Here is a 20,418-nt window from a genome sequence, read left to right on the forward strand (position 1 = left end):
CAAATCTGAAATCTGTATTGGTCATTCCTTCGACACACGCCGCCCTTTTCTTGCTCTCTGTGCGATGCAGCCCGATCCGATGCTGACCCGAACCTCCACCCAGTCCCTGACCGGGCAGCTGGCCGACCGCCTCGCCGAGCGCATCCGCAACCGGCTGCTGGCCCCCGGCGCGCGCCTGCCCTCGGTGCGCGAATGCGCGCGCCAGCAGGGCGTGAGCCCGTACACCGTGGTCGCCGCCTACGACCAGCTGCTCGCGCAGGGCCTCGTCGAGGCGCGCCGTCAGCGCGGCTTCTACGTGCGCGACGCGGCGCCGGCGCCCGAGAGTTCGCGCAACCCGGCGCATGCCGCGCCTGAGGTCCCACCGATGATGGCCTCGCGCGTGCCGGCCGACGCCAGCTCGCTGATCCGCAGCATGTTCCACCGCCCGAGCGACAAGCCGCAGCCGGGCATGGGCGTGTTTCCGCCCGACTGGATGGCCTCGACCTTCCTGGCGACCGCGGTGCGCCGCGTGACCACCACGTCGGCGCTGCAGGAACTGTCGCTTCAATACGGCGAGCCTTCGGGCGACCTCGCGCTGCGCCGCAGCCTGTCGCAGAAGCTGGTGCGCATCAACGTGCCGGCCGGGCCGGACCAGATCGTGACCACCATCGGCGCCACGCACGCGCTGGACATCGTGAGCCGCACGCTGTTGCGCGCGGGCGATCCGGTGATGGTCGAGGAGCCCGGCTGGGCGCTGGAGTTCGCCCGGCTCGAGGCGCTGGGCATGCGCATCCTGCCGGTGCCGCGCCGTGCCGACGGGCCTGATCTGGACGTGATGGCGCAGTACTGCAAGCTGCACAGCCCCAAGCTGTTCGTGAGCGTGAGCGTGCTGCACAACCCGACCGGCTACAGCCTCACGCCGGGCAGCGCGCACCGCGTGCTCAAGCTGGCCAACGAACACGACTTCCACATCGTCGAGGACGACACCTACAGCCACCTCGCGCCCGAGCACGCCACGCGCCTGAGCGCGCTCGACGGGCTGCAGCGCACCATCTACGTCAGCGGCTTCGCGAAGATCCTGGCGCCCAACTGGCGCATCGGCTTCCTGGCCGCCTCGCCCGCGCTGAAAGAGCGGCTGCTCGAGACCAAGCTGCTGGCCACGCTGACCTCGCCCACGCTGTTCGAGCGGGCGCTGTCGTGGTGCATCGACCAGGGCCAGCTGCGCCGCCATTCGGAGCGCGTGCGCATCCGCCTGGACGGCGCGCGCGGCCGCGCGGTGAAGCTGGCCATGTCGCACGGCTGCACCTTCGCCTCGGAGCCGGCGGGGCTGTTCGGCTGGGTCGACACGGGCGTGGACACCGACGCGCTCACGCAACGCATGCTCGACCAGGGCTACCTGCTGGCGCCGGGTTCGCTGTTCCATGCGCGCCGCCCGCCGAGCACGATGATGCGGATCAACTTCGCGACCTCGCAGGACGCGAATTTCTGGAAGGTTTTCAGCCGGGTCAGGGACGAGCTCTGATTCGCTGGCAAGGGGCTTGGAGTAAGCTGGCAACACAAGAAAACCCAGCCAGGAGACCTCCCGCATGAGCAACGCCAGCAAACCCTTCGACTTCAGCCAGTTCGTCCCCGGATTCGACTTCCTGAAGAACCTCGCCGGCGGTGCCGCCGCGGGCTCCGGCGCGGTGCCCGGCATCCCCAGCCTCGCGAGTTGGGTCGCGCCGACCATGAGCGTCGAAGAGGTCGACAAGCGCATCCAGGAACTCAAGACGGTCCAGTACTGGCTCGAACAGAACGGCCACGCGCTCAAGGCGACCATCCAGGCGCTCGAGGTGCAGAAGATGACGCTGTCGACCCTGCGCGGCATGAACGTGCGGATGGAAGACATCGCCAGCGCGTTCACCAAGCAGGCTGCGGCCATGGCGCCGGCACCTGCACCGGCTCCCGCCCCGGCCCCCGCACCGCGGCCCGAACCGGAAGCTGTCGAGGAAGAGGAAGAAGAGTTCGACGAGGCCGAGGAAGAAGCGGAAGAAGAGGAAACCCCGGCGCCGAAGAAGACCTCGCGCGCCAAGCCCGCAGCGTCCAACGGCGCCGCCGGGGTGGTCGACCCGATGCAATGGTGGGGCTCGCTCACCGAGCAGTTCCAGCAGATCGCGAGCACGGCGCTGCAGGATGCGGCGCAGCTCAAGGTGCCGGCCATGGCGCAGCCGCTGGCCGACGCCGTGGGGCAGGTCATCGGCAAGGCGACGGCGGCGCGCAAGCCGGCCGCCAAGACCGCCGCGAAGAAGGCCGCAGCGAAAAAAGCCGCGCCGGCACCCGCCGCGCGCAAGAAAACCACGTCCACCGCCGCGCGCAAGCGAACCTCCGGCCGGCGCTGACGTCTCACAGACACCTTTCCAGACGACGACGCACGGGTCGGTACGCACCATGAAACTGTTTCCCACCGGCCATGCCACCCACCCGCAATGGCGCATGGCCGCCGGCCTCGTGCTGGCCCAGTTGCGCGCGCAGATGGCGCTGCCCGACTACGCGTCGAACCCGACGCTCGGGCTGCTCTACATCACCGACCACTACGCGGCCGAGGCGCAGGAGATTCTCGATCACCTGAGCGCCGAACTGCCCGAGGTCACCGACTGGTCGGGCACCGTCGGCATCGGCGTGTCGGCCAACAACGCCGAGTACTTCGATGAGCCCGGCCTGAGCCTGATGCTGTGCGCGCTGCCCAGCGACCAGTACCGCGTGTTCTCCGGCGTGGCGCCGCTGGGCAGTTCCGAAATGAGCGGCTTCGAGGCGCACACCGCGCTCGTGCACGCCGACCCGGCCACACCCGACCTGGGCGAGCTCATCGGCGAGATGGCGGGCCGAACCGACACCGGCTACCTGTTCGGCGGGCTCTCGTCCGGCCGCGGCGGGGCGCTGCAGTTCGCGGTCGGCGGCAACGGCAACATCCGCGGCCACGGCGCGGCGGGTGGCGTGTTCTCGGGCGGCTTGTCGGGCGTGGTGTTCGGCGAGGGCGTGCGGCTGGTGTCGCGCGTCACGCAGGGCTGCCAGCCGCTGCGCACCGGCGGCGCGCGCGAGCGCGAGATCACCGAGGCCGACGGGAACCTGCTGCTGTCGCTCGACGGCGAGCCGGCGCTCGACGTGCTGCTGGCCGACCTGCAGGTGTCGCTGGACCGGCCGCAGGAAGCCATCGACGCCGTGCGCAACACGCTGGTCGGCCTGGCCGACGCGGGCAGCGACGGCATCCGCCGCACCGGCGACCTGGGCGCCGACGTGCTGGTGCGCCACATCATCGGCCTCGACCCGACGCGGCGCGGCATCGCCATTGCCGACAACGCCGAGGCCGGCATGCGGCTGAGTTTCTGCCGCCGCAACGCGCAGGCGGCGCGCGCCGACCTGATGCGCATCTGCGCCGAGATCCGCGAAGAGCTCGAGCCCGAAGAACAGACGCTGGCCACCGCGCGCGCCGTGGCGGCCGGCGAGGCCGAGGCCGCACCGCATCCGGCGCGGCGCATCGCGGGCGCGGTGTACGTGAGCTGCTCGGGGCGCGGCGGCCCGCACTTCGGTGCGCCGGGCGCCGAACTGCAGATCGTGCGGCATGCGCTGGGCGACGTGCCGCTGGTCGGCTTCTTCGCCGCCGGCGAGATCGCACGCCATCACCTGTACGGCTACACCGGCGTGCTGACGGTGTTCACCGCGCCGGACTGACTGACTGACGGACTGATGGGAAAAAACGACGCGCGCGCCTGCGCCCTGTGTTCGCAAGTGCTTCGCGTCGCTAGAATCCGCCCGCTTTCTTGAATCTCTGCTGCTGCAAGAAAGAGTGATCCGCGCGCCCCGAGGCACGCGGTCGATCTCTTTCGCCCCGCCACGCGATGTGACGGGGCCCGGAAACCGACACGGTTTCCCCGAATGGAATTGCAGCCATGGGCAGCCCCACCCACAGTCATTTTTCGAGACTCCAGCGCGCCTTTTCGCGCGCCCACATCGCCGTCGACTACCGCGACGGCATCTATCACTTACGCAACGAAGCCGCGCAGGCGACCGTTCTTCTGCCGCAGAGCCTGCCGCTGGAAGAAAAAGCCGTGAACCAGCTGCTGGCCTTTGCCAGCGTGCGATCGCCCGACGGCGCGCACGGCGTGTGCAAGGCCTGCGCGACGCCGGACTTTCATCCGGGCTCGGTCGCGCCGGTGGGCAGCGTCGTCGCCACCGATGGCGACTTCGTGATCCCCGCCGCGGTCGGCACCGACATCAACTGCGGCATGCGCCTGCTGACCACCGGCCTCACGCTGGACCAGGTGGCGCCGCACAAGACGCAGCTGCTCGCGCGGCTCACGCGCAGCCTGCTCGACAACGGGCGCGACGTGCCGGTGCACACGGCGGCGTTTCGCGCGCTGTTCGACGACGGGCCGGCCGCGTTCCTGGACGCCGTGCGCAACGAGGGGCTCTGGGCGACCTGCGACCGCGACCGGCTGCAGGCCGAGATCGGCGCGTGCATCGGCCTGGCGAGCTTCGGCGGGCAGTCGCGGCACGCACCGTCGGCCTACACCGGCGCGCGCCACGAGGTGTTCCGCGATCCGTGCCTGGGCACGCCGGGCAGCGGCAACCACTTCGTCGAACTGCAGGTCGTCGACCAGGTGATGGACCGGCACGCGGCCTACCGCGCGGGGCTCAAGGCGGGCGAGGTCGTGGTGATGATCCACAGCGGCTCGCGCGACATCGGGTTCCATGTCGGTGGCCGCTGGATGGACCGCGCGCGGGCCGAGTGGCCGCAAGGCCTGCGCCATCCGAAGAGCGGTCTGTACGGCCTGGCCGGGCCGTTGGCGCAGGAGTACCTCGAGGCCATGGGCGTGGCCGCGCGCTATGCGTGGGCCAACCGCGTCGTGCTGGCCGAGCTGGTGCGCAAGGACTTCGCCGAGCTGCTGGGCGCCACGGCGTCGACGCTGGTGGTCGACGTGCCGCACAACGTGGTGCTGCGCGAGCACGGCATGAACATCCATCGCAAGGGCGCGACGCCGGCGCACGCGGGCGACCTCGCGCTGATCCCCGGGTCGATGGGCGATCACTCGTACCTCGCGACCGGGCTGGGGCATGAGGACTGGCTGTGGTCGTGCAGCCATGGTGCCGGCCGGCGCATGCGTCGGCAGGAGGTGCGCGCGATGCGGCCCGCACCCGGCGACGCCGATGCCAGCTGGCAATGCGTGACCTTGCGCGAGGAGCGCCGCATCGAAGAGGCGCCGCAGGCCTACAAGCCGATCGGCGCGGTGATCGAGGCGCAGGAAAGCGCGGGGCTCATCCGCTGCGCCGTGCGGCTCAAGCCCTGGGTCACGTTCAAGGCGTGACCCAGGGCGCGTGGCGTGTCAGCCCAGTGCGGGCTGCACGGCGCGCGGCGCGGGCGCCGGCATGCCGGCGAACGCGAAATCGACCTCGGGCGCGAGCCCGCTCACGATGCGCGCGATCGACTTGCCCGAGCCGCAGGCGTGCGTCCAGCCGAGCGTGCCGTGGCCGGTGTTGAGGAACAGGTTCGGCAGCTTGGTCTTGCCGATCAACGGCACGTTGCTCGGCGTGGCCGGGCGCAGGCCGGTCCAGAACTGCGCGCGCTCGGTGTCGCCGGCGCCGGGGAAGAGTTCTTCGACGCGCCGCACGATGGCTTCGCAACGCACGCGGTTCAGGTCGCGGTCGTAGCCGTTGAGTTCGGCCGTGCCGGCGATGCGCAGGCGGTCGCCCGACTCGGATGTGTAGCGCGAGAACACCAGCTTGTATTCGTCGTCGGTGAGCGAGACCTGGTGTGCCTTCGACGCGTCCTTCACGGGCAGCGTCACCGAGTAGCCCTTGGCCGGGTAGATCGGCAGGCGGATGCCCAGCGGCGCGGCGTACAGCGGGCTCAGCGAACCCATCGCGAGCACGAAGGCATCGCCGCGGATGCGTTGGAAGCGGCCTTCGTTGTCGGTCGCCTCGACGTGGTCGATGCTGCCACCGGCTTCGCGCAGCGCGGTCACCGTGTGGCTCATGAGGAACTTCACGCCGGCCGCCTCGGCCAGCTTCACCAGCTCACGCGCGAAGCGGTTGGCGTCGCCCGATTCGTCTTCGGCGGTGTAGGTGGCGCCGGCGAGTTGGGGGCGAATGTGGGCGAGGGCGGGTTCGATCTTGATGGCCTCGTCGGCCGAGATGACCAGCCGCTCGCAGCCCAGGGCGCGCATCTGCTCGGCGGGCGCGAGGGCGCCATCGAATTCTTTTTGCGTCGTGTAGAAGTGCAGGATGCCTTGCGTGCGCTGGTCATAGTTCAGGCCGGTGTCTCGACGCAATTGCTGCAACATTTCCCGGCTGTATGTACCGAGACGAACGATCTGTTCGATGTTGTGGCGGGTGCGCGCGGGGGTGCATTCGCGCAAAAACTGCAGGCCCCAGAGCCACTGGCGCATGTCGGCGCGGATGCGAAAGAGCAGCGGCGCATCTTCCTTGCCGAGCCATTGCAGCACCTTCAGCGGCGCGCTCGGATTGGCCCACGGTTCGGCATGGCTGACCGAGATCTGGCCGCCGTTGGCGAAGCTGGTTTCGGCGGCCGGGGTGGCCTGCCGGTCGATCACGGTCACCTCGTGGCCGAGTTGCTGGAGGTAGTAGGCCGAAGTCACGCCGAGCAGGCCGGCGCCAAGAACGATCACACGCATTGCAAGTACCTTTGAGTTTGCAGCGCTTGAACGGCGGGCGTGGAGTGCTATTGAACCAATAGCAAGCAACCGGACGACCGATGTCCAAGTTGCCGCTCCCCCTGTCCTCGGTACCTGAGAGATTCACCCTGCTGCACCCGCAGCGGGTTTGCTCCTTCGGTGCGCCACATGGCGTGGCGGCTCTCCAGACGGCTGTATCGATGAGTGCAGTACTGACCCCTTGCCGAAGTTCCGTGGCGTTGCCTGGAATTTCGTCGGGCCGACCTGAGCGTTTATGGGAGTTTGCGCCTTCGGTAGGGCCTCCGTGGAGGCCCGCTCTCCTGCAATTGTTGGCGATTGTAGGCGGGCCCCGCAAGCCGGCCAAGCCCTGTACATCGGCACTTCACACCGATGGGATAATTGAATGTTGATTTTTGGTAAAGCAAACTTTTTTCTACATGCAGGGGACTCCATGATCCTGGTTACCGGCGGCGCAGGCTTCATTGGCGCCAATTTCGTGCTCGACTGGATCGCGCAGGGCAACGAGCCCGTCGTGAACCTCGACAAGCTGACCTACGCAGGCAACCTCGAGACCCTGGCGTCGCTCAAGGGCAACGCGAACCACGTCTTCGTGCAAGGCGACATCGGCGACAGCGCGCTGCTCGATCGCCTGCTGGCCGAGCACAAACCCCGCGCCGTCGTGAACTTTGCCGCGGAATCGCACGTGGATCGTTCGATCCATGGCCCGGAAGACTTCGTGCAGACCAACGTGCTCGGCACCTTCCGCCTGCTCGAATCGGTGCGCGGCTACTGGAACGCCCTGCCGGCCGACCAGAAGGCGGCCTTCCGCTTCCTGCACGTGTCGACCGACGAGGTCTACGGCTCGCTCTCCAAGACCGACCCGGCCTTCACCGAAGAGAACAAGTACGAGCCCAACAGCCCGTACTCGGCCAGCAAGGCCGCCAGCGACCACCTCGTGCGCGCCTGGCACCACACCTACGGCCTGCCGGTGGTCACCACCAACTGCTCGAACAACTACGGCCCGTTCCACTTCCCCGAGAAGCTGATCCCGCTGATGATCGTCAACGCGCTGGCTGGCAAGAACCTGCCCGTGTACGGCGACGGCATGCAGGTGCGCGACTGGCTCTACGTGAAGGACCACTGCAGCGCCATCCGCCGCGTGCTCGAAGCCGGCAAGCTCGGCGAGACCTACAACGTCGGCGGCTGGAACGAGAAGCCCAACATCGAGATCGTCAACACCGTGTGCGCGCTGCTCGACGAACTGAGCCCCCGCGCCGACGGCAAGCCGTACAAGGAGCAGATCACCTACGTCACGGACCGCCCGGGCCACGACCGCCGCTACGCCATCGATGCACGCAAGCTCGAACGCGAACTCGGCTGGAAGCCCGCCGAGACCTTCGACACCGGCATCCGCAAGACCGTCCAGTGGTACCTCGCGAACGGCGAGTGGGTGCGCAACGTGCAAAGCGGCGCGTACCGCGAATGGGTCGAGAAGCAATACGACGCTGCGCCTGCAAAGGCTTCCGCATGAAGTTGCTGCTGCTCGGCAAAGGTGGACAGGTCGGCTGGGAGCTGCAGCGCAGCCTCGCGCCGCTCGGCGAAGTGGTCGCACTGGACTTCGACAGCACCGACTTCCACGCCGACTTCAGCCGCCCCGAGCAGCTGGCCGCCACGGTGCTGGCGGTGCGCCCCGACGTCATCGTCAATGCCGCCGCGCACACCGCCGTCGACAAGGCCGAGAGCGAGCCCGACTTCGCGCGCAAGCTCAACGCCACCTCGCCCGGCGTGGTGGCCGAGGCCGCGCAGCAGATCGGCGCGCTGATGGTGCATTACTCCACCGACTACGTCTTCGACGGCAGCGGCACCAAGCCCTGGAAAGAAGAAGACGCGACCGGCCCGCTCAGCGTGTACGGCCAGACCAAGCTCGAAGGCGAGCAATTGGTGGCGCAGCATTGCGCGAAGCACCTGATCTTTCGCACCAGCTGGGTGTACGCCGCACGCGGCGGCAACTTCGCCAAGACCATGCTGCGCCTGGCCAAGGAGCGCGACAAGCTCACGGTCATCGACGACCAGTTCGGCGCCCCGACCGGTGCCGAGCTGCTGGCCGACATCACCGCGCACGCCATCCGCGCCACCTTGCAAGACCCGGCCAAGGCCGGCCTGTACCACGCCATCGCCGGCGGCGAGACCACGTGGCACGGTTACGCGCGATTCGTGCTCGAGATGGCGCAGCAGGCCGGCGTCGAACTCAAGGCCGGCCCGCAGGCCGTGGAGGCCGTGCCCACCAGCGCCTTTCCGACGCCCGCGAAGCGGCCGCACAACTCGCGGCTCGACACCACCAAGCTGCAGACCTCCTTCGGCCTGCGACTGCCGCCTTGGCAGGAAGGCGTGGCACGCATGCTGCGCGAGACGCTCTGACCGACTGATTTTTCCCGGCCTCCCACACTAGAAGACCCCATGACGCAACGCAAAGGCATCATCCTTGCCGGTGGCTCCGGCACCCGCCTGCACCCGGCCACGCTCGCCATGAGCAAGCAACTGCTGCCGGTGTACGACAAGCCCATGATCTATTACCCGCTGAGCACCCTGATGCTCGGCGGCATGCGCGACATCCTCATCATCAGCACGCCGCAGGACACGCCGCGCTTCCAACAGCTGCTGGGTGACGGCAGCCAATGGGGCATCAACCTGCAGTACGCGGTGCAGCCGAGTCCCGATGGCCTGGCGCAGGCGTTCATCATCGGCGACAAGTTCGTGGGGAACTCGCCGAGCGCGCTGGTGTTGGGGGACAACATCTTCTATGGGCATGACTTTGCCCATCTGCTGAGCGGCGCCGACGCGCAGGACGCGGGAGCCACTGTGTTCGCGTACCACGTGCATGACCCGGAGCGGTATGGCGTGGTCGCGTTCGACGCACAAGGCAAGGCCAGCAGCATCGAGGAAAAGCCGCTCAAGCCCAAGAGCAACTACGCCGTGACGGGCCTGTACTTCTACGACAACCAGGTCATCGACATCGCCAAGGCGGTGAAGCCGAGTGCACGAGGCGAACTCGAGATCACGGCCGTCAATCAGGCGTACCTCGATCTTGGCCGGCTCAACGTGCAGATCATGCAGCGCGGCTACGCCTGGCTCGATACCGGTACGCATGAAAGCCTGTTGGAGGCGGGGCAGTTCATCGCCACGCTGGAGCACCGGCAGGGGTTGAAGATCGCCTGCCCGGAGGAAATCGCGTGGCGGCATGGCTTCATCGACAAGGAGCAACTGGCGCGGCTGGCCTTGCCACTGCAGAAAAATGCCTACGGCAAGTACCTCAATCGGCTGCTTGCCGAAGAGCACTCATTCTGAACACTGACACACAACAATTTCTTCGGTAGCACAAGTCATGCATGCATCAACTCAAACCCTGACGGGTCAAAAGTACCTCGTAACCGGCGCAGGCGGGTTCATCGGAAGCCATCTCGTCGAAGCGCTCGTGCGTGCCGGCGCTGACGTCACGGCCATGGTCCGCTACGGTTCCGCATCGAGTTGGGGCAATCTCGAATTCGCACCGGATGACGTGAAGGGTCAGTTCCGCGTCGTGGCGGGCAACATCGACGATGGCGATTTCGTCATGCATGCCATGCAGGGCATCGACGTCGTCTGCCATCTGGCGGCCCTGATCGCCATTCCGTATTCGTACGTTGCCCCGCGCAGCTACGTGCGCACCAACGTCGAGGGAACGCTCAACGTCGTGGAGGCCGCGCGCCGTCTGTCGGTTCGTCGCGTCGTCCACACGAGCACCTCCGAGGTGTACGGCACCGCGGTGCGCGTGCCGATCGACGAAGAGCATCCGCTGCAAGGGCAGTCGCCTTATTCGGCCTCGAAGATCGGGGCGGACAAGATCGCCGAGAGCTACTACCGCTCGTTCGACACCGGTGTCGTGACCTTGCGCCCGTTCAACACGTTCGGCCCACGCCAGTCCGCCCGGGCATTCATCCCGACCATCATCTCGCAGGCATTGACCCAGGACGTGATCAAGCTCGGATCGCTGACCCCTGAGCGCGACATGACCTTCGTGACGGACACGGTCGCCGGTTTCGTCGCTGCTTCGGTGACGCCCGGGATCGAGGGGCAGACCATCAACCTGGGAACCGGCTCGACCTACACGATCGGCCACTTTGCCGAGCGCATCCTCAAGCTGATGGGCGTGGAAAAGGAGATCGTTGCGGACACTGCGCGCATGCGCCCCGACAAGAGCGAGGTCTTGAAGCTCGTCTCCGACAACGCGCTGGCCGCGAAGTTGATGGGGTGGTCGCCGCAAGTCGACCTGGACGAGGGGTTGCGCCAGAGCATCGAATTCATCCGCCGCAACATCCACCTGTACCGCCCTGCGGTCTACACCGTCTGAGGGAGCAAGCATCATGAAAGCAGTCGTCATGGCCGGCGGCAAGGGCACTCGCCTTCAGCCGTTCACCGCCTCGTTTCCCAAGCCCCTCATGCCCCTGGGGGACATGCCGGTGCTGGAACTCCTGCTGCGGCAGCTGCGTCGCGCCGGCGTCGACGAAGTCATCCTTGCGGTCAACCATTTGCATCACCTGATCCGCGCGTTTTGCGGCGATGGTTCGCGATTCGGGCTGAAGATCGACTACAGCCTCGAGGACAGCCCTCTGGGGACGGCCGGTCCGCTTGGCGCACTGATCGACAAGGTCGGCGAGAACTTCATCGTCACCAACGGCGACCTGCTCACCACGTTCGACATCGGCCAACTGGTCCGCACGCATGCCGAGCGGCAATCGGATGCCACGATCTGCGTCTACGAACGAGAGGTCAAGATCGATTTCGGGCTCATCCAGGTCGATGCGGAGATGAATCTCCAGGGTTACCTCGAGAAACCCATGAGCAAGCACCTGGTCAGCATGGGCCTCTACATGCTCAACCGCGACGCGGTGAAGCCGCATGTCAGCGAGGGTGTTCACCTGGACATGCCGGACCTGTTGCTCAAGCTGAGCGCGGCCGGCAAGAAGGTGCGCTGCCACCAACAGCCCGAGAGCTTCTGGCTCGACATCGGCCGACCGGAAGACTACTCGACAGCGCAGAAGATGTTCGACGAGAGTCGCGAGCTTTTCCTGCCCGAGTAGCCTATGCGCGTGCTTGTCACCGGTGCCAGCGGATTCGTCGGGCGGGCGGTGCTTGAAGAACTGCAGGCGCGCGGCCTTGAAGCCTTCGCCGTCAGCAGAACCGAACGGGCCGCTGTCGCAGGCGAGGCAAGGCGCGTGCTTGCCGATCCTGCCGATGCGGCCGAGGTCCGCGATCTGCTCTTGTCCGTAGAGCCGCAGTTCGTCATGCATCTGGCGGGGGTTTCCTCCGCCCCCTCCTATGGCGAGCTCTACGAGGCCAACGTCGTCTTCGCTGCCAACCTGCTGGATGGCGCGCTTGCCATGCCGCGCAAGCCGCGCGTGCTCCTGGCCGGCAGCGCCGCCGAATACGGGGCGGTGCCCGCCGCCCAGCAGCCCGTGCGCGAGGATGCGGCCTGCCGTCCCAACACGGCCTACGGCGCGAGCAAGTTGGCGCAGACGAGCCACGCCTTCGTCGCGGCTTCGCGCGGGTTGCCCGTGGTGGTGGCCCGGCTGTTCAATCCGATCGGGCCTGGCATGCCGAAGTCTCTGGCCCTGGGAAGCTTTGCGCACCAGATCGCTTGCATGGGCACGCGTGGCGGTGTGCTGTCCACCGGCGATCTCGATGTCGTGCGGGACTTCATGGATGTGCGGATCGCTGCGAAGCTTCTTGTCGACCTGTCCCTGGCGAGCGACGCCTCTGCGCAGGTGGTGAACATCTGCAGCGGCGACGGACAGCGTCTGCTGGACCTCACACAGCGGTTGATCGCTGTCTCCGGCGTGCCGGTCGAGTTGAAGCACGATGAGTCGCGACGCGGCAACAGCGATGTCAGGGCTTTCGTCGGCGACCCGTCCAGGCTGAAGGCGCTGGGGCTTCACGTTGAGCCCTCCGACATGGACTCGGTTCTCGAAGAGACCCTGCGCAGCGCGCGCGAAGAGATCTCCGCAACTTAAATCGAGGGCGTGCAAGGGACGTGTCCGGCGCCACGCCGGACCGCCTTTCGTTTTCTACTGGCAAGCAAAAAAATGATCTGCAACGCGTGTTCCGGTACCAGCTTCAAGCCGTTCGCCATTCGGGCAGATGGCATGGAAATCAAGCGATGCACTCATTGCGGCCTGGGTGTGATCGCCAACCTGCCGGAGAGCACGCAGGCGTACTACGACGACAACTACTACGTGAACGGCGCGAGCAGCGGCTATGCGGACTATGAGTTCATGGCCGAGCACGGACTGGGTTGGGCTGCCGCGCTGGTCCGTTTGCTGGCCGACCACGGGAAGATTCTCGACATAGGCTGCGCGAACGGCTACTTGCTGGACAAGTTCACAAGCGCTTTCGACAAGTTCGGCATCGAAGTCAACGCCAAGGCCGCCGGGCAGGCGCAGGACAAGGGCATCCGGCTCCTTGGCAACGACCTGCTGGCGCCGCAGCTGGTGCAGGATCATCGCGCCGAATTCGACGTGGTGACCGCGATCGCGGTCTTCGAGCATCTGCTCGATTTTCGCGGCGGATTCCACGCAGCCATCGAACTGCTGAAAGACGACGGGTTCCTGCTGTTCGAGGTTCCTGTCATGTCGGCCGAGTCCAGCAACGCGGCGTGGCTGAACAGTTCGCTGGAGCACATCTACTATCCGAGCGAGGGGGCGATCCGCCACATCGTCGAAACGGCGCTCGGGGCTCATCTGACCGGCGCGGAAGTTTCCATCAAGGACTACGCCTCGACCTATGTCGGCATCGTCACGAAGAGCGAACGCCAGGTTGCGCGCGCCAACGAAGCCTTTGAGCGCTTGATGAACGCCGACTTCGATGGCGCGACGACCGAGGAAGCCAAGGCCCTGACGCACCTGCACCTTCTGCATGCCGGCCAGTCGACCGAAGCCTCGGTGCGATCGCTCGCGCGACTGGACGGCAGCGAGTTCACGCCGCCGCTGGTTGCGCGCATTGGGCAGCTCTGGTCGTTCGACCTGAAGAGATTGCAATCCGGCGACCGGCAACCGGTGAGTTCCGGGGCCGCGAGCCGAGAGGTCCAGCGCCTGAAGGCTGAAGTCGAAGTGATCCTCTCGGATGCTCGTCTCAATGCGGCGCAGGCCACCGAGGCCATCAACTTCGAGATCAGGCGGGCCGCGGAGCGCGAGGGCGAGGCTGCGGCGCTTCGCAGGAAACTCTCCGAGGAGGTCGCGAAGACCGCCGCCATGGAACACCGGGCGCTGGAGGCCGCGGGTCGGGTGGAGGCCATGCAACAAACCATCGCATGGCGAGCCACGACGCCCTTGCGTCGCTGGGCGACGAGCAATCCCCGCGCTGCACGACGGGCGAAACAAGTCGCAAAGCTGGCGTGGTGGACGCTTCGGGGTCGCATCTTCGATCACCTTCGGGAATTCAGGCGCCGGCGCGCGTTGGCCGGAAGCGGCGCCAGGAACCTGGAGGCCGCGAAGCGCACCGCGGCGGCGGTCCGTCTCCTCGCACCGGCAGGCGTCGTGCCGGATGCCGTGCAACCGCCGAGCGGGCAGGACTGGCCATCGGATCGGCCGCTCGTCAGCATCGTGATTCCTTGCTTCAACTACGGCCACCTCGTGGGCGAGGCGATCCGCTCGGTCGAGGCGCAGACCTTCACCGACATCGAGATCATCGTGGTGGAGGGAGGCTCGAGCTCCCCCGACTCCCGTCAGCGCCTGATCGATGCCGTCTCCAAGGCGTCGCCCAAGCTGCGGCTGCTGCTGCAGGACCAGCCGTACCGTGCCGGCGCCAACCGAAACTTCGGCATCAGTCACGCCAGGGGCAAGTACATCTGCTGCCTGGATGCCGATGACCGCATCGCGCCGACTTACATCGAGAAGGCGGTCTTCATGCTGGAGCATTCCGGTTACGGGGTGGTCTCGCCGGGGCTGCAGTTCTTTGGCGACAGATCGGATGTCTGGACGCCGCACGAACGCCCGACCCTGGACATGCTGCTCGACGGCAACAATGCGCTCACTTGCGCCGTGTACAGCAGGGAGTTCTGGCGCAAGGCCGGCGGCTACCGGGACACGGACCCGACCACGGGGCATGTCCACGAGGACTGGTTGTTCTGGGTGCGCCTTGCGGCGCTCGGCGCGCGCTTCATCGGCATTCGCGAGCCGCTTTTCCACTATCGCAGCCACGGCAACACGCTGAGCAATAGAAGCGACGTGCTCGACAACGAAATCCAGAAGCTGCTGGTCCATCGCTTCAACGAAGACGTGCTGACGGAAGACGCACTTCAGTCTGCGAGAGCGGCAGGCGCTTCTCCACCGGCTCGTCCGCCGCAGTCTTTTGCGACCCGGCGCGATTTCCATGTTCTGGCGGCCACCGGCCCCACCTTGTTGATCGCGCTGCCATTCCTGGTGCTGGGCGGCGCCGAGCGCTTGTTGAGCGCCATCGTGGCGCAATTGGTGCGAAACGGGTGGCGCGTGGTGATCGTGACGACCGTGCCCGTGGGGCAAGCCCACGGCGATACCACCTCCTGGTTCGAATCGGCAACGCCGGAAATATTCCATCTGCCGCGGTTTCTCGAGCCTGAATACTGGCGCGACTTTTTCGATCACCTGTTGCAATCCAGGGATGTCCAGATCCTCTGGGTGATCGGCAGTGCTTTTGCGTATGACTGCCTGCCCGCATGGAAGCTCAGGTATCCGCGTCTTGCCGTGGCTGACCTGCTTTTCAATACGGTGGGCCATACAGCCAACAACCGGCGGTATGCCGACTGCATCGACCTGACCTTCATCGAAAATGCCGAAGTGCGGGAATGGTTGATCGCCGCAGGCGAATCCCCGCAGCGCATCAGCCTGGTGGAAAGCGGTGTCGATCTGGAAAAAAACGCGCCGGCGGATCCGGGGCAGCCCTCCCCGATGGCCGGCGATATTCCTGGAAACGCAACAGTCGTCGGATTCTTTGGCCGTTGGTCCGAGGAAAAAGACCCTCTGGGCTTCGTCGAAATAGCGAAGCGCATTTCCAGCGAATCGAATGTGGTGTTCCTGATGACTGGCACCGGCTCTCTCGAGCCGGAGCTCAGATCGGCCATTGCAGCGGCCAATTTCCCGCCTGGGAGATTCTTGTTGAAAGGCTCCGTCGCGGATCTCAGGCCTTACCTCCAGGCGTGCGACATCCTGTGCCTGCCGTCGCGGCTTGACGGACGACCGAACATCATCATGGAAGCATTGGCCAGCGGGACGGCGGTGATCGCGTCCAGGGTCGGGGCACTGCCGGACATGATCGAAGAAGGGCAGCAGGGCTATCTGTGTGCACCCGGTGCGTACGACGAATTCGCTCGCAGGATTGAAGAGCTTGCGTCGGACAAGCAGAAGCTCGAAAACTTTCAATTGGCCGCCAGAGCCTTCGCGGAACGTCGCTTCGACATTCAGGCAATGCTCCGGCAATATGAGAGCGAATTGCGGCGCTTGATTGGGCAGGGGTGAAGCAGCCCAGCCAACGCCGTACAACACCTGCGGGAGAGGTCGCCAAAGGCCGCACCGTTGTTTTCACGATCTCCTGGCATGGATACCTGGGCAAGGGGAGTAACGCCGGGGCAATCCAGTCAGGATTTTGGATAACAATGCCCTGATCGTGGCGCCGGGTTTGACGGCGAGCGTTTCCCTAACGATGAAGTATGAAAATATCTCCCACCAGCATTCCGGACGTCGTTGTCCTGGAGCCCAAAGTCTTCGGTGATGCCCGAGGCTTCTTCCTCGAGAGCTACAACGAGGAGGTGTTCCGGCGATCGACCGGCTCGGAGCTGACGTTCAAGCAGGACAACCATTCCCGCTCGTCGAAGGGCGTGTTGCGGGGGCTGCATTACCAGGTCGAGCAGGCACAGGGCAAACTGGTCCGCGTGGCTCGCGGCGCCGTGTTTGACGTCGCGGTCGACATCCGCCCCACGTCGGCGACTTTCGGGCGATGGGTGGGGGTCGAACTGAGCGAGGACAACAACCGGCAGCTCTGGATTCCTCCCGGCCTGGCGCACGGCTTCTTGGTGTTGAGCGAAAGCGCCGACTTCCTCTACAAGACCACCGAATACTATGCGCCCGCCCACGAGCGGAGCATTGCGTGGAATGACCCGGCGATCGGCATCGAATGGCCGCTGTTCGGTGCTTCCCCGATCCTGTCGGCGAAGGACGCCGCCGCGCCGTCGCTCGCCGACAGCCTTGCCGGAGTCGGGCGTTGATTCTGGTCACTGGCGGGGCCGGCTACATCGGGTCCCACACATGCATAGAGCTGGCGCGTGCCGGGCATGAATTCGTGGTGTTCGACAATTTCTCCAACAGCGCCCCAGCCGTCCTGGCGCGCATGGAGCAAATCATCGGGCGGCCCGTGGTCTGGCAGCAGGGCGACATCCGCGACTCGGCGGCATTGGACAAGGTCTTTGCAGGCCATCCGGTGTCCGCGGTTCTGCATTTCGCCGGGCTGAAGGCGGTGACCGAATCGATCAGCCAGCCGATCGACTACTTCGACAACAACGTGCACGGTTCCATTGCGCTCATGGGGGCGATGGCGCGTGCGGGATGCAAGACCCTGGTCTTCTCGTCATCTGCAACCGTCTATGGGCCCGAGCAGCCGATGCCGGTTGCCGAGGACGCACCCTGTGCGGTGAGCAATCCCTACGGGCGCACCAAGCTGGTCGTGGAAGACTTGCTGAATGAACTGGGTCGCTCGGATCCGCAATGGCGCATTGCGACGCTCCGGTACTTCAACCCGACGGGCGCACACCCCAGTGCGTTGATCGGCGAGAGCCCTTTGGGCACGCCCAGCAATTTGATGCCGTTGGTGTGTCAGGTGGCTGCGGGGATCCGTCCGTCGTTGCAGATCTTCGGCGACGATTACCCGAGCCACGATGGAACCGGCGTGCGCGATTTCGTCCATGTCATGGATCTTGCAGAGGGGCATGTGGCTGCGCTCGATTTCCTCACGAAGAATCAGGTTCGCATCGTGGTCAATCTCGGAACAGGACATGGAACCTCGGTGCTGGAAGTCATCCGGACGTTCGAGCGGGTCAGTGGCCAGCGTGTCCCTTATGAGATCGTGCCGCGGCGGGATGCGGACATCGGCATCAGCTTTGCCGATGTGAGTCTTGCGCGCGAGCTGCTGGGCTGGGTTGCCAAGCGCGATGTCGATGAGATGTGCCGCGATGCATGGCGGTGGCAGGCTGCGAACCGCGGCTGAAGAGAACAGGCGATCGCTTGCGGGCGAATCAGCCGATGTAAGACGATGAAAAAGATCCCGAAGCGGGATGGGGGAGACGCAGTGTCTGATTCAATGTTGTCGGCTGGCGCGACGGTGTGCGCCAATCCGGGGTCTCCCGGCGGCGTGCGAGTTGGCCACGGTATTGCCGGCGGAACGCCGCTGTCGCACTCCGGCGTCGCCGGCGCTTTCAGGGAAGCTGAATGAGCCGTCTCGTGTTCGTTTCCACGGAGCTGACTCCGTACACGCCCGGGGCCAGCGGCCGGGTGATGCGCAACATGCTGCGTGCGCTCGACGAAGCAGACCGCAAGCGCACGACCCTGGTGATGGTCGATGCCGCCGTCGATGCCACGGCGTTCAAGGCCGCGTTCCCTCACGTGGAGCTGGTCGAGGTCGACACACGAGCGACCCAGGGCCGCTTCACCGATTCGCGCCATCATCCACCCGCCTCGGCGTACTCGAACACGCTGTGGCATTGGCGCTCGGCATGCGTCTTCAGGGCCCTGGCCGAATTGAGCAAGAGCGGCCCCATCGACTACCTGGAGTTTCCGGATCTCGGGGGGCTGGCATTCTGTACCTTGCAGGAATGCCGGCTCCAGGGCTTTCTGCCCGATGCCACCGTGGCCGTTCGTCTTCACGGATCGCACACCGCGCTCCTGCACGCTGAAGCGAGACCGCTCGCGATCGCAGATCTCAACTTGAGCGACCTTGAGCGCAAATGCCTGCGCGATTGCGACTACGTCGTGGCGCCCAGTCTCGCCGTGAGCGAGGCCGTGCGCGACATCTTCGATTTCCCGGTGCAGGAATGGGAGCCTCGGGTGCTCTGCCACGTGCCGTTCGATCGCACGTCGCTCGCCACCGATACGGTGCCTGCATCAATGGATCAAGCCGTGGTCTTCGCCTCCGAATTCCAGCGATCGGGGCGCCCGGACCTCTTCGTGCGCGGCGTCGTCGGCCTGATGCGCAATTGCCCGCAGTACACCGGCGCGATGACGCTGGATGCGCGCAGCACCGACGAGGCCTATCGTGCGCAGATCGAACGGCTGGTTCCGCCGACGCTTGTCGAGCGTGCCGTTTTTCTGGCGCAGGCGGAGCAGCACGTGTTCGACGCGCTGGCCGCGAATGCGACGATCGTGTTCCCCGGTGCCTTCGAGGCAGCAGCCACGGCGGCACTGGACGTGTCGCTTCAGGGGGGGCGCGTGATCCTGAACAAGGCGAATCCCGCGTTCGGCGAAGGCACGCCCTGGCTTGACGGGATCAACTGCCTAAAGTTCGATGGAACGCCCACCGGGCTGGTCGAGGTGCTGGAGCGCAACTTCGCCCGCAATGAAAAGCTGGTGCCGGTACGTCATCCGGAGAGTCCGTGGCCGTGGCTCTCCGCGGCGAAGCGAAAGCGGGCGTGGCGGGCATTGGGTGAACAACCTCCCCTGGTCTCGGTCGTGGTGCCTCACTACAACCTCGGGGGCTATTTGCCCGCGACGCTCGAGAACCTGATCGGGCAGAACTACGGGAACATCGAAATCCTCGTGGTGGACGACGCGTCGACGGACGCACAGAGCGTGCTCGGAATCGACGAACTCGCGCGCAGCGCGGACCCGCGCGTCAAGGTGATCCGGCTGGCCGCGAATGTCGGTCTGGCGGGAGCGCGCAATGTCGGCGTTCGTCATGCGACCGGACCGTACGTGCTGACACTCGACGCCGACGACCTGATCCATCCGCGCTTTCTCGAGGTCGGTGTGGCCGCGCTGGAGAACAACGCGGAGTTCGATATCGTCGTGACGCCGGCGGGCTACTTCATCGATGGGGACGTGCCGCCCGTGGTGGGAGCAGCCGTCAACCCCTGCCGTGACTACGCCATGTTTTCCGGCGAGGCTGTTGTCGCCGGATTGCTCGAGAACAGGTTCTCCACCGCAACTGCGCTTTTCAGGCGATCGGCGATGGAACGGTTCCCCTACCTGGAGAGCTTGAGCTGCTACGAAGACTGGTCGCTCTTCATGAGGATGTGCGATGCGGGCCTGCGGTCCATCGTGACCACCGACGTCTTCTTCTTCTACAGGAAGCGGCGCAATTCCATGGTGCACACGCCGCGCGATCTTGCCCGCAGGCGCATCGAATACAGCGACCTGCTGCGAACAAGTGCCTCCGCATCGCTCAGGCAGAAATCCAGGCAGCTCGTGGTGGGCCTTGGCTCAGCGGTCGCCGGCAATCAGTCGGAGGCTGTCGACGACTCCGTGGTCGCGCCTCCCAGGATGGAGCCCACGGCGGAAGAACTCATCGGCGGGCTCTTTGGATCGGGGGGGCAATACGACGAACAGATCGTTTTCGCGAGCCTCAAGGCTTCGCGCTGGCTCGAGCGCAACGCGCCTTGGATCATTCGGGGTGGCGTGTTGGCTGCCCGCTGGACCTGGCAGGCTTATCGCTTCGTTCGCCGCAAATGAGCATTCGACTCATGGATTTTGGCAACGGATACAGCGCATTGAATCGGTTG

The 20,418-nt window shown here is 65.8% G+C and carries 15 protein-coding genes and 2 riboswitches; of the genes, 14 read left to right on the forward strand and 1 reads right to left on the reverse strand.

The genetic code is table 11. The features are described 5' to 3' along the window. Nucleotides 1-79 precede the first annotated feature (79 nt). The 4 genes from AC1RAD_RS02620 to AC1RAD_RS02635 all read left to right on the forward strand — a co-directional run bounded on the left by AC1RAD_RS02620 (nucleotide 80) and on the right by AC1RAD_RS02635 (nucleotide 5,321). Entirely contained in the window at nucleotides 80-1,501 is a 1,422-nt protein-coding gene (locus AC1RAD_RS02620; RefSeq protein WP_492733737.1) for an aminotransferase-like domain-containing protein, read from the forward strand. A gap of 64 nt (nucleotides 1,502-1,565) precedes the next feature. Then, nucleotides 1,566-2,357: a PhaM family polyhydroxyalkanoate granule multifunctional regulatory protein gene (locus tag AC1RAD_RS02625; protein WP_492733738.1), complete on the forward strand. Its 792-nt coding sequence runs from the start codon at nucleotides 1,566-1,568 to the stop codon at nucleotides 2,355-2,357. A gap of 49 nt (nucleotides 2,358-2,406) precedes the next feature. Then, nucleotides 2,407-3,687, forward strand: a complete 1,281-nt coding sequence (locus AC1RAD_RS02630; RefSeq protein ID WP_070060267.1) for an FIST signal transduction protein — start codon at nucleotides 2,407-2,409, stop codon at nucleotides 3,685-3,687. 218 nt (nucleotides 3,688-3,905) lie between these two features. Continuing rightward, complete coding sequence (locus tag AC1RAD_RS02635; RefSeq protein ID WP_492733739.1) at nucleotides 3,906-5,321, forward strand: RtcB family protein; 1,416 nt, start codon at nucleotides 3,906-3,908, stop codon at nucleotides 5,319-5,321. A gap of 18 nt (nucleotides 5,322-5,339) precedes the next feature. On the opposite strand, the gene AC1RAD_RS02640 is transcribed toward AC1RAD_RS02635, so the two are convergent. Beyond that, entirely contained in the window at nucleotides 5,340-6,647 is a 1,308-nt protein-coding gene (locus AC1RAD_RS02640; RefSeq protein WP_062471173.1) for a D-amino acid dehydrogenase, read from the reverse strand. Nucleotides 6,648-6,738: 91 nt separating this feature from the next. Beyond that, nucleotides 6,739-6,845, reverse strand: a riboswitch (glycine riboswitch). A gap of 44 nt (nucleotides 6,846-6,889) precedes the next feature. Continuing rightward, nucleotides 6,890-6,980, reverse strand: a riboswitch (glycine riboswitch). Nucleotides 6,981-7,098: 118 nt separating this feature from the next. Here AC1RAD_RS02640 and rfbB point away from each other — a divergent pair. From rfbB to AC1RAD_RS02690, 10 genes are all read left to right on the forward strand, one after another. Next, the gene (gene rfbB / locus AC1RAD_RS02645) at nucleotides 7,099-8,178 is read left to right on the forward strand and encodes a dTDP-glucose 4,6-dehydratase (protein ID WP_492686379.1); all 1,080 of its coding nucleotides are present in this window, start codon (nucleotides 7,099-7,101) and stop codon (nucleotides 8,176-8,178) included. Then, complete coding sequence (gene rfbD, locus AC1RAD_RS02650; RefSeq protein ID WP_492733740.1) at nucleotides 8,175-9,065, forward strand: dTDP-4-dehydrorhamnose reductase; 891 nt, start codon at nucleotides 8,175-8,177, stop codon at nucleotides 9,063-9,065. Before rfbB ends, rfbD begins: the two co-directional genes overlap by 4 nt. Nucleotides 9,066-9,104: 39 nt before the next feature. Next, nucleotides 9,105-9,992, forward strand: a complete 888-nt coding sequence (rfbA, locus tag AC1RAD_RS02655) for a glucose-1-phosphate thymidylyltransferase RfbA (RefSeq protein ID WP_492733741.1) — start codon at nucleotides 9,105-9,107, stop codon at nucleotides 9,990-9,992. Between the two features lie 37 nt (nucleotides 9,993-10,029). Beyond that, nucleotides 10,030-11,034, forward strand: a complete 1,005-nt coding sequence (locus tag AC1RAD_RS02660; protein WP_099794925.1) for a GDP-mannose 4,6-dehydratase — start codon at nucleotides 10,030-10,032, stop codon at nucleotides 11,032-11,034. A gap of 13 nt (nucleotides 11,035-11,047) precedes the next feature. Next, a complete protein-coding gene (locus AC1RAD_RS02665; protein WP_492733742.1) occupies nucleotides 11,048-11,764 on the forward strand; it encodes a sugar phosphate nucleotidyltransferase in 717 nt (238 codons plus the stop codon). Nucleotides 11,765-11,767: 3 nt separating this feature from the next. Next, on the forward strand, nucleotides 11,768-12,694 hold the full coding sequence (locus AC1RAD_RS02670) for an NAD-dependent epimerase/dehydratase family protein (RefSeq protein WP_492733743.1): 927 nt from the start codon (nucleotides 11,768-11,770) through the stop codon (nucleotides 12,692-12,694). A 72-nt stretch (nucleotides 12,695-12,766) separates the two neighbouring features. After that, nucleotides 12,767-16,171 carry a glycosyltransferase gene (locus AC1RAD_RS02675; protein ID WP_492733744.1) on the forward strand — a complete coding sequence of 1,135 codons (3,405 nt, stop codon included), beginning with the start codon at nucleotides 12,767-12,769 and terminating at the stop codon, nucleotides 16,169-16,171. Between the two features lie 191 nt (nucleotides 16,172-16,362). Then, nucleotides 16,363-16,917 (forward strand): dTDP-4-dehydrorhamnose 3,5-epimerase, encoded by a 555-nt coding sequence (gene rfbC / locus AC1RAD_RS02680; protein WP_492733745.1) that lies wholly within the window; start codon nucleotides 16,363-16,365, stop codon nucleotides 16,915-16,917. Then, nucleotides 16,914-17,912: a UDP-glucose 4-epimerase GalE gene (gene galE / locus AC1RAD_RS02685; RefSeq protein WP_492733746.1), complete on the forward strand. Its 999-nt coding sequence runs from the start codon at nucleotides 16,914-16,916 to the stop codon at nucleotides 17,910-17,912. Before rfbC ends, galE begins: the two co-directional genes overlap by 4 nt. Before the next feature lie 221 nt (nucleotides 17,913-18,133). Continuing rightward, on the forward strand, nucleotides 18,134-20,368 hold the full coding sequence (locus AC1RAD_RS02690) for a glycosyltransferase family 2 protein (protein ID WP_492733747.1): 2,235 nt from the start codon (nucleotides 18,134-18,136) through the stop codon (nucleotides 20,366-20,368). Nucleotides 20,369-20,418 lie beyond the last annotated feature (50 nt).

The sequence above is a fragment of the Variovorax sp. GW823-FHT04B03 genome, assembly GCF_058796495.1.